Raw genomic sequence first — 8,888 nt, forward strand, 5'->3', positions numbered from 1 at the left:
CGGGGGCAGCATGGCGCGGGCTTTTACAATCCTTCTGGTATTCGCGGGACTGGCAATCGCCTTCCCGCTCCTGTTTGAAAAATTCGGCCAGCAGCCGAAAGCCGGCTCAAGCACCGCCGCGACAGCTTCGACTACTCCCCCCTCGCCCGCTGCCGCCTATAGCGGTCGTCGCGCGCAGATCGCGCCGGACAGTCGCGGCCATTTCATCACGGACGTCAGGATCGCCGGTCAAACCTTTCGCGCCATGGTGGACACGGGTGCAAGTGTCGTCGCGATCAATTCCAGCGCCGCGCGGCGCATCGGCCTGTCGCTCAAATCCGATGATTTCAAATATCGCATTTCTACCGCCAACGGCGAAACACTCGCCGCAATTGCCATCCTGCCCGGCATCGAAATCGGACGCGTCCGGATGGAAAATGTGGAAGCCATGGTCCTGCGGGACGACGCGCTTTCGGGCACACTTCTCGGCATGAGCTTTCTGAAGCGCCTGCGTCACTATGAAGTATCGAATGGCACGCTCATGTTGACGCAATGATGTGATAGCGTACTTCCGACAGAGGTCAAAAGCGGTTACATCCAATGACCACAAAGCCCATTATCGATGGAAGCCAGCCATGACACCGGACCAACGCCTGACCGAGCTCGAAATTCGCGTAGCCGAACAGGAAAAGACAATCGATGAATTGTCATCCGTTCTGGCCGCACAATGGAAAACCATCGACCAGCTTTCCAAAAAGCTCGGCGCATTGACCGACCGCTTTCTGGAACTGGAAGAGCAAACCGCGCCGGAAGTACCTGTCACCAAACCGCCGCACTGGTAGAACGCTATGCTCCGGATCATCCCTCTTGCCGACCGCCCCGATCTCGTATCCGTCTGTGCTGCATGGAACCATGCGGAATGGGGCGAGTTTACCGGCTCCACCGTCGAACAGACCGCCACGGCTTTTCGCGACATCTCCCGTGAAAACGATGGACAGGCTGCGCGGGTCGCGCTCTGGAACGGGGAACCTGCCGGGCTTGCGCTCCTGATCCATAGCGACCTGGAAACGCATCCGCATCTGAAGCCTTGGGTGGCGAGCGTGTTCGTCGCGCCCGACCATCGCGGCAAGGGTATTGCCAAGAGTCTTGTCGGCGCCGTTGAGGATGCTGCCCGGCAACATGGCTATGAAGAAGCCTATCTCTATACCAACAAGCCCGACCTCTACCGGCAGATCGGCTGGAGCGATTTCGAGTTGCTCAATGGCGACTATGCCGGAATGCTGATCATGCAAAAGAAAATCGCGCAGTAAGAACCGCGCGATCTCTTTATTACAGCCCGCTTATTGTGCCAGCGGGATCGGGCAGCTCACACCGGTGCCGCGCAAACCGCAATAACCGTTCGGGTTCTTCGCCAGATATTGCTGGTGATAGTCCTCGGCATAATAGAAGTCCGGCGCATCCTCGATCTCGGTCGTGATCGGTCCGATACCGCGAGCGGCGAGCGCCTGCGCATAGGCTTCGCGGCTCTTTTCCGCCATGTCACGATCAGCCTTGTCGAAAGTATAAATGACCGAACGGTAGGTCGTGCCGATATCGTTGCCCTGCCGCATGCCTTGGGTCGGATCGTGCTCCTCCCAGAAAAGCGTCAGCAGCTCGTCAAGGCTCACGACCTTCGGATCATAGACTACAAGCACAACCTCCGCATGACCGGTGAGGCCCGTGCAAGTTTCCTCATAGGTCGGGTTGGGCGTAACGCCGCCTGCATAACCGACCGCCGTCACATATACGCCCGGCACCTGCCAGAACAGGCGCTCGGCTCCCCAGAAGCAGCCCATCCCGAACAGAACCTGCTTGTAGCCATCAGGCCACGGTCCTTTCAGCGGGCGACCGTTCACGAAATGGGTTGCGGATGTGGGAATCGGTGCCGTACGTCCGGGCAAAGCCTCATCCGCCGAAGGCATCTGCATCTTCTTGCGATAGCTGTCCAAGAAACTCATGGTCTCCATCTCCTGATTAGCGGGCGGTGAAGCGTCCCAGTGGGCGTTCACGACGATGACCGACTACATAGAATAACAGGGCGAGAATGCCGAAAAGCAGCCAGCCGGGCTGCTCAAGCAGCGGAATGCAAACCGCATCCCAGGCTCCTGCCCCTATATAGTGCGCCACGAAGCTTTCTGCATCGGCCAATGTTTCAGGCGCGTTGCGTGACCACATGGACAAAAGGGGCTTGGCGATAAACTGCGACGCGCCAACAGAGCGCGCGCCATCAAGGACGGCGAAAATCACCGCGAACGCCAGAAAAACAACCGCAAAACTACGCAATACAAATCGGATCACGATTCTTTGCCCCGGATTCCTACCCTGCTCACGGCACCGGTTTTGAACCCGATCTGCCGAAGATTTATCTTTTTGACGTTGCTAAAGCATAGCACACCGAACCCATCAGGCTCAAAGGCAAGCTGGATGACAATTCTATGATCAAAATAAACCAATAAATTTCAGTGTGTTAGATCATAGGAGGCATTCTTTGCACAGGTTCTGCGATTTAGACGCAAAAACTTGCAAATAGCTGTTGAACATATGCATTTTCTGGCTATATTCGCGCCGCACCCGCTCGTTGGCGATAAACCAGCGCCTGTTTCGAAGAGCGGTGTCACGTTTGCAGTCAGATTTCACCGTGAGACACGGTTTCCCGACAGCAAGGCAGACGGAGAGGTGGCCGAGTGGTTGAAGGCGCACGCCTGGAACGCGTGTATACGGGAAACCGTATCGAGGGTTCGAATCCCTCTCTCTCCGCCACTATCAGATTGCAAACTCCCTACATCTCGTTTTGAGCGCCGAAATTCCTTTTGATTTCAAAGGGGGTTAGCGGTTTCGACCGAACCTCTGAGACTGTCACAACGCCGATTTCTTGTCTCTGAATGGCTTTCGTCTCAAACCATGCGAACCTCTGCCGATTTGGTTCGGTCGTGAAAGATAAAGATATTTCAATGCGTTATCGTTTCAGCAGTACATCCGAATTGTAACGGGCTTCTCCGCCAAACAGCTTGAACAGAGACACCCGAGGTAGGCGTTTTGGGGCGGTTTCATGCGAGGCAGAGCGCAGCGCACGGGCTCAATGAATCGCCTAGATGTGCTGCGATAGGAAACGACGGAGAAACCGGCGGCTCAAACCCCAAATGCTCCAAGCCGTCAAAGAGGCTTTGCCAGGCGGCTCTAGCTTGAAGTTATGAAGAGCCTGTCATCCTGCTTTTCCTGTCCGGACTACTCTGCCCAATCGGGAAAGCCGTTCGGCTATAATTTCTGTGTTAAACGGCTCGGAGGAGCTAGCTGCGTGTTGAGGCTTCGGACTAGCCGATTTCCGTCGCTCCTCGTCCTTCCGATCGCCATCTCCACTCCAGGAAGTAGGAGTGTCGTTGAACATTAATGCCAACAGGAAATAGACGAGTCGGGGAGTCCATTTTTCACCGAGGGCGGTCCGATGACCATCAATGTTAAGTCGCGCTGCAACATCCCTCGGCTTTCGGGTACCCGTCCGCGCATAGGATTTCACTATAGGTTCGAGTCTTCCAAAGAGCTCGGCAAACGGCACTTTTTTGCTGTCAAAATGAACCATCTCCGCTTTTGTCATGTCGTATTTTGGAGCGCCGGTTTTGCTTGCGGGCTTCATTTTTCGGATCAATTGCCCTTGGATCTTTCTGCTAGCCAATATAGCGGGAGCCTTAGGCGTGGCGACGGGAGGCGAAGTAACAGCTTGCTGAATCGGCTCCGCGGCTCGTTCGACCCACGCCCCGGAAACGAAAACCACTGGCTGCAAAGTGTCGCGATCTACAAATGAAATCTCACTGCCGCGAACACTAACAAAGTCTCCGGCCTCGAAAAGAGGCATTGCCGATCTGCACGTGAAGCGAAACTGCTCAGTTGTATCAGAGTCGAGAAACTCGCCCTCAACCCTGTTCTCGTCGCCTCGCCTTTCAACGGATTGCACGACTATAAGGGTCCATTCTTCAGGCCGTCTGCGCCCGAAAACCTTGTAGCGGGAGAGACCTGCGGTGTACGCGGCGCTGAGCAACTCGATAACCTGCCCTCGTGAGCGTCTGGTGGGAGCGCCGAAAGCCGCAATCGACGGGCGTGACTTGTAGCGTGGGCGATCAGTACAAGGATGCTTCGGCCATGGCGGCCCCAGGTCATCAAAGTAAACTTTACTGCCGGACGCGTTCGCATAGAAAAACACAGGAGCCCCGCACTCTGGGCACCGGGCATTTGAATTAACGAAGCATCCGGAGACAGAATTCGCGTTATTTTGCTTCAATAAAACTCTTGCATCTCGGTACCGAAAGCTTTCGGTAAGCTGGAGCCTATTGATCCTAGAACGACCGTAGTTTACGCACCATCCGCATGAACAATCAGGGTAATGATTATAACCTGCCATTTCGACACGCCTCGATCGGACGAAAATATCAGTCTGCCTTTCTTATTCTATGCAACGAAATTTAGAATGCATCATCTTGGGGAAAGGACGCCTCAATTGCCGCCGCCTTTCAATTCCTACCGTGACGGTCGACAATAAGCCCATGATCACTCGCCCCGCCCTGATTCCCCTGATTGCTCCCATACTGCTTGCATTCCCGACGACGGAGGGAAGCGCCACGACGATAGCAGGAACGGCGAAAATTTCCGATGGCGACACCATAACGGTGAAGGGCACGAAGGTCCGGTTGAACGGCATTGATGCGCCGGAGACCGACCAGATCTGCATCGACACCGCCGAAAAGACATACCCTTGCGGGATCGCCGCACGTGACGAATTGGTCCGGCTGGTTCATGACCGCACCGTTTCCTGCACGGGTAGCGAGGTTGACCGCTATGGCCGGCACATCATGACCTGCTTTGTAGGCAAGAAAGACCTCAACGCCGCAATGGTAGCTGGCGGCTGGGCGCTGGCATTCAGGCGCTACTCGGACATCTATGTTGGCCTGGAGAAAGCTGCGCGAGCGAGCCAAGCTGGTATGTGGTCTGGGGCATTCATCGCACCATGGGATTGGCGTGGTCGTAGCCCACAAACCAAGATTCTTGGTGCCTCGTCGGTACCGATTAATGCGCAGCAGCACCTGCTGCCGAAACCAGTAGCATCAGCAATTCCGACAACTGGTTGCCGGATCAAGGGCAACATCAGCCGAAACGGCAAACGCATCTATCATGTGCCAGGTCAGAAGGACTACGACAAGACCAAGATCACAGAGAGCCAGGGCGAGCGCTGGTTCTGTACGGAGAAGGAAGCGCAGGCGGCTGGCTGGCGCCGCGCTCGAAATTGATCACAGGTAATTCCCGCGTCAATGCAATGTCGCAGGCAGAAATCCGCCACCGCCTTTCATCATCTGTCGACGTGCACGGGTGCAATCAAGCACAACGACGTTGATTTCCTTTTCCATAATCAGAGTCAGCTCGCGAACATGGTTGAACGTCTTGCCGAGATCGTCAGCTTCGACTGGCTTGGTATCGTCTAAGGCCAATTCACAAATCCCAGCCATCATCGCTCGGACATCACCGAGTACACCAAGTGCGGCATTAGCCTTCTCGGGAAGATCGATCGCGTCCAGATTGTTGAACAGCCCCTCGACGAAGCCGTCCAACTCCTGACGGCGTAAAAGAGCAAGGCTGCCGAGCTCCAGCAGCGTCGAACCGGCCGGGACACGTGTCAGACGAAACGGGTCAACGCGCTTTTGATGACGGGTCAGGGAGTTCCACAATTCGTTGATCAAGGCGCCGATCAACTCATTGACCGCATCCATGCTCTCCAACTCTGGCAGCTCACCACCCCACAGGTCCTTGACAATCTGCAATGGCTGTACAGACACGGGCGTCGCGATGCTGCCAAGAAACCGAGTGCGGATCTCATGATATGGCACCGGGCAGGAATATTTCTCGAGCAGTCGCTGGATATGCTTTTCGTCCGCTGCTGGCGGCTTCGGCTTTTGTGCCATCCATGACCTCACCAATATTCTGACCGCCGCGCCTATGCACTACAGTCAATTATTCTGTTTCAGTGAAGGCAAGACGGAAAGTAGTCAATCCCTCGGGGCAAACGGTTGCGAAATACCGAACACCGCTGCCATCTGCTGTGACCACGGCCGCTCTACGACAACCATCAGATCATTGAGCGACAACGCCGGCGGAATGCGGTGGAGGAGCAGTTTCTCGAGCACGTCCGGTGCGAGATAGGCCAGCCGAACCATGCGGCTGACGTAACGATCGGAGAGGTTTTCGGCCTTGGCAATATCGGCAATGGTTGAGGCCTCGCCGCGTTCGATCCTGCGCCGCCAGTTCCAGGCGCGGGCGATGGCGCGCAACACATGCGCGTCCTGCATCCGAGCCTCGGTGGGCGTGTGCTCTGCTGGCGGCAGGATTTTCGGACGACCGTTCTTCTTGCGAATGGTCAGCGGAATGACCACGCGGATAGTATTCTCCGTCATGCCGCATCCTTTTCCATCGGCGGCGCCATCATCTGCCGCGCCAGCGTGCTGATGCCGTCATGACGCAGATCGATGGCAAGACCTGATGCACCCACGGTGACGCGGGCCACCAGAAGCTGGACGATGCGCGCCTGTTCGGCCGGAAACAGCGAAGCCCAGAGCTTGTCGAAATCGTGAAGCGCGGCAATCACCGCCTTGTCGTCGATGTCCGGCATGTCAGATTTCAGGGCGGCAAGTGCCCGCGCCCTCACTTCAGGCGTGGCGATCATGCGACGGATTTCCCCGACAACCGCATCCTCGACCATGGCAGCAGGAAGCCGCTGCGGTCCTTCCGCATCGGTGGGTCGGTTTCGGATCAGGTCCATCGAGGTGTAGTAACGATAGAGCTTGCTGCCCTTCTTCGTGGCTGTCGGCGTCATGGCAGCGCCAGTGTCGGTAAAGATCAGCCCCCTCAGCATCGCCGGTGTCTGATCTCTTGATGCGGCAGCACGCAGCCGAGGACCGGTCTTAAGCACAGATTGGACCGCGTCCCACAGCTCGCGATCGATGATGGCCTCATGCTCGCCCGGATAACTGGTCCCCTTGTGAACGGCCTCGCCGATATAGACGCGATTGTTGATCAGCTTGTAGAGAAAGCCCTTGTCGATCAGCTTGCCACGCTTGTTGACGACACCCTCGGCAGCCAGCGCCTTCGCCAGCCTGGTGGCCGATCCGGTGGCCACAAAGCGCTCGAAGATCATCCTGACCGTTTTGGCCTCTTCTTCATTGATCACCAGTTTCCGGTCGCGGACATCATAGCCAAGCGGGACATAGCCACCCATCCACATGCCCTTCCTGCGAGAAGCTGCGAATTTGTCGCGGATACGCTCGCCAATTACCTCGCGCTCGAATTGCGCGAACGACAGCAGGATGTTCAGCGTCAGCCGTCCCATGGACGTCGTGGTGTTGAAGGACTGGGTGACGGAGACGAACGTCACCTGATTGCGTTCAAAAATCTCGACCAGCTTGGAAAAGTCCATCAGCGATCGCGACAGGCGGTCGATCTTGTAGACGACGATGACATCGATCAGTCCTGCTTCGACATCGGCCAGCAGTCGCTGCAATGCGGGTCGCTCCAGCGTGCCGCCGGAGTGGCCGCCATCGTCATAGCGTTCACGAATGGCAGCGAACCCTTCCGAGCGCTGGCTGGCGATATAGGCCTCGCAGGACTCACGCTGGGCATCGAGCGAATTGAACTCCATCTCGAGCCCTTCCTCGCTCGATTTGCGCGTATAGATGGCGCAGCGCAAACGGCGCTGGGGCTGTCGAATATTCATCGTTCACTCCTGCGCGCATCGCCAAGGCCAAAGAAGCGATAGCCATTCCAGTTGCTGCCGGTGATCGCGCGCGCAGCAGCAGATAGCGATTTGAACCGTCGTCCCTGCCACTCGAAGCCATCGCGCAGCACGGTGACGGTGTGTTCGACGCCGTCCCATTCTCGGACCAACCTCGTGCCAACAACCGGATTGCGAGGATCGGCGATGATCGCCTTACTGCCGGACTTGCCGTCGATCTCGTCGGCGAGCAGCTCCAGCGTCCGCCGCGTCTCGCGGGACAGGCCGCCGAGGGTCAGTTCCTGGACCCGGTAGCTGAGCCTCAGCTCGAGGTAACTGCGGCTGTTGTTCGGAGCGGGGGTCCGAAGAGGCTTTCCCACTTCGCCTTCAGCTCGACCACCGTCATTCGCTTCAGCGCTGCAAGCTGCGTGACCACGCTCGCGTCCGCCGCATCGCCGTTGCCCGGTTGCCATGGCGCAGCGTCAGTCTTTCTCTTTATTCCTGGCATTATTGCCCTCCAACTCGGTTGCTCGGTTTGCGACGACCAACACGGCGTTTGAGGGCGAGAATGTCCAATGAACTGTCTCGGCCGGCGGCAGATAAATGATTGGACTGTTCGGCCAGGATGCGCCTCAGCCCGGCGGCGAGGATCGCTCCGACTTCACCAAGCCGCTCATCGGCCGTCATGCGGTCGGGTGACAAGGGGTTCGGGGCGGAGGAAATGTTGTGCATGAAACCGTTCGCAATCAATCCTGATCAGAGAACGGTAGATGCAAAACCTATAAATACAAGCGATTTCAATCGCTTGTCTGGTTGTCGCGAAATCATGCGCATTGGATCGAAGTGCGCACCGGTGGAAAAGCGTCGACCAATGGGCAAGACCATGGCCGACTCAGATCTCCCGACCAAACCAGCGGATTCGCCCGATGATCCTGATTTCTTCGGCGGTGCGCTCATAGGGGCTGTAGAAGGTGTTGTCGGAAATGATCCGCACCTGCGGCGGCTCCGAATTCGGGATGTGCTCGAGGCGTTTGGCGACGAGCCCCATGCCGTCGAACAGCACGAAGATGCCCGGCGGGGTCGGCATGCAGCGGGCAAGGTCGACGAGCACGACGTCGCCGTC

12 protein-coding genes and 1 tRNA gene are annotated in these 8,888 nt (G+C 57.0%); 5 read left to right on the plus strand and 8 right to left on the minus strand.

The window, feature by feature from the left end:
- The first annotated feature begins 10 nt into the window (after positions 1–10).
- From F9K78_RS02485 to F9K78_RS02495, 3 genes are all read left to right on the plus strand, one after another.
- Entirely contained in the window at positions 11–535 is a 525-nt protein-coding gene (locus F9K78_RS02485; protein WP_121985820.1) for a retropepsin-like aspartic protease family protein, read from the plus strand.
- Between the two features lie 79 nt (positions 536–614).
- Complete coding sequence (locus F9K78_RS02490; RefSeq protein WP_121985819.1) at positions 615–821, plus strand: SlyX family protein; 207 nt, start codon at positions 615–617, stop codon at positions 819–821.
- 6 nt (positions 822–827) lie between these two features.
- Positions 828–1,289 (plus strand): GNAT family N-acetyltransferase, encoded by a 462-nt coding sequence (locus F9K78_RS02495; protein ID WP_121985818.1) that lies wholly within the window; start codon positions 828–830, stop codon positions 1,287–1,289.
- 30 nt (positions 1,290–1,319) lie between these two features.
- Here F9K78_RS02495 and msrA read toward each other — a convergent pair whose 3' ends face one another.
- Both msrA and F9K78_RS02505 read right to left on the minus strand, forming a co-directional pair.
- Positions 1,320–1,976, minus strand: a complete 657-nt coding sequence (gene msrA / locus F9K78_RS02500; protein ID WP_121985817.1) for a peptide-methionine (S)-S-oxide reductase MsrA — start codon at positions 1,974–1,976, stop codon at positions 1,320–1,322.
- 16 nt (positions 1,977–1,992) lie between these two features.
- A complete protein-coding gene (locus tag F9K78_RS02505) occupies positions 1,993–2,316 on the minus strand; it encodes a hypothetical protein (RefSeq protein ID WP_121981660.1) in 324 nt (107 codons plus the stop codon).
- 372 nt (positions 2,317–2,688) lie between these two features.
- Here F9K78_RS02505 and F9K78_RS02510 point away from each other — a divergent pair.
- Positions 2,689–2,778, plus strand: a tRNA-Ser gene (locus F9K78_RS02510).
- A gap of 442 nt (positions 2,779–3,220) precedes the next feature.
- Here F9K78_RS02510 and F9K78_RS02515 read toward each other — a convergent pair.
- Positions 3,221–3,868 (minus strand): hypothetical protein, encoded by a 648-nt coding sequence (locus F9K78_RS02515; protein WP_151682039.1) that lies wholly within the window; start codon positions 3,866–3,868, stop codon positions 3,221–3,223.
- A 685-nt stretch (positions 3,869–4,553) separates the two neighbouring features.
- Here F9K78_RS02515 and F9K78_RS02520 point away from each other — a divergent pair.
- Positions 4,554–5,294: a thermonuclease family protein gene (locus F9K78_RS02520; protein WP_151682040.1), complete on the plus strand. Its 741-nt coding sequence runs from the start codon at positions 4,554–4,556 to the stop codon at positions 5,292–5,294.
- 18 nt (positions 5,295–5,312) lie between these two features.
- On the opposite strand, the gene F9K78_RS02525 is transcribed toward F9K78_RS02520, so the two are convergent.
- The 5 genes from F9K78_RS02525 to F9K78_RS02545 all read right to left on the minus strand — a co-directional run.
- The gene (locus tag F9K78_RS02525) at positions 5,313–5,963 is read right to left on the minus strand and encodes a hypothetical protein (RefSeq protein ID WP_151682041.1); all 651 of its coding nucleotides are present in this window, start codon (positions 5,961–5,963) and stop codon (positions 5,313–5,315) included.
- An 84-nt stretch (positions 5,964–6,047) separates the two neighbouring features.
- Positions 6,048–6,452 carry a hypothetical protein gene (locus F9K78_RS02530; protein ID WP_151682042.1) on the minus strand — a complete coding sequence of 135 codons (405 nt, stop codon included), beginning with the start codon at positions 6,450–6,452 and terminating at the stop codon, positions 6,048–6,050.
- Complete coding sequence (locus tag F9K78_RS02535; RefSeq protein WP_151682043.1) at positions 6,449–7,768, minus strand: recombinase family protein; 1,320 nt, start codon at positions 7,766–7,768, stop codon at positions 6,449–6,451. Before F9K78_RS02535 ends, F9K78_RS02530 begins: the two co-directional genes overlap by 4 nt.
- On the minus strand, positions 7,765–8,145 hold the full coding sequence (locus F9K78_RS02540) for a DUF2924 domain-containing protein (RefSeq protein WP_235925377.1): 381 nt from the start codon (positions 8,143–8,145) through the stop codon (positions 7,765–7,767). Before F9K78_RS02540 ends, F9K78_RS02535 begins: the two co-directional genes overlap by 4 nt.
- A gap of 512 nt (positions 8,146–8,657) precedes the next feature.
- Positions 8,658–8,888, minus strand: a 231-nt coding sequence (locus F9K78_RS02545; protein WP_167518103.1) for a S24 family peptidase, incomplete at its 5' end; no start/stop codon positions are given.

Source organism: Brucella pseudintermedia (assembly GCF_008932435.1).
Classification (GTDB): Bacteria; Pseudomonadota; Alphaproteobacteria; order Rhizobiales; family Rhizobiaceae; genus Brucella; species Brucella pseudintermedia.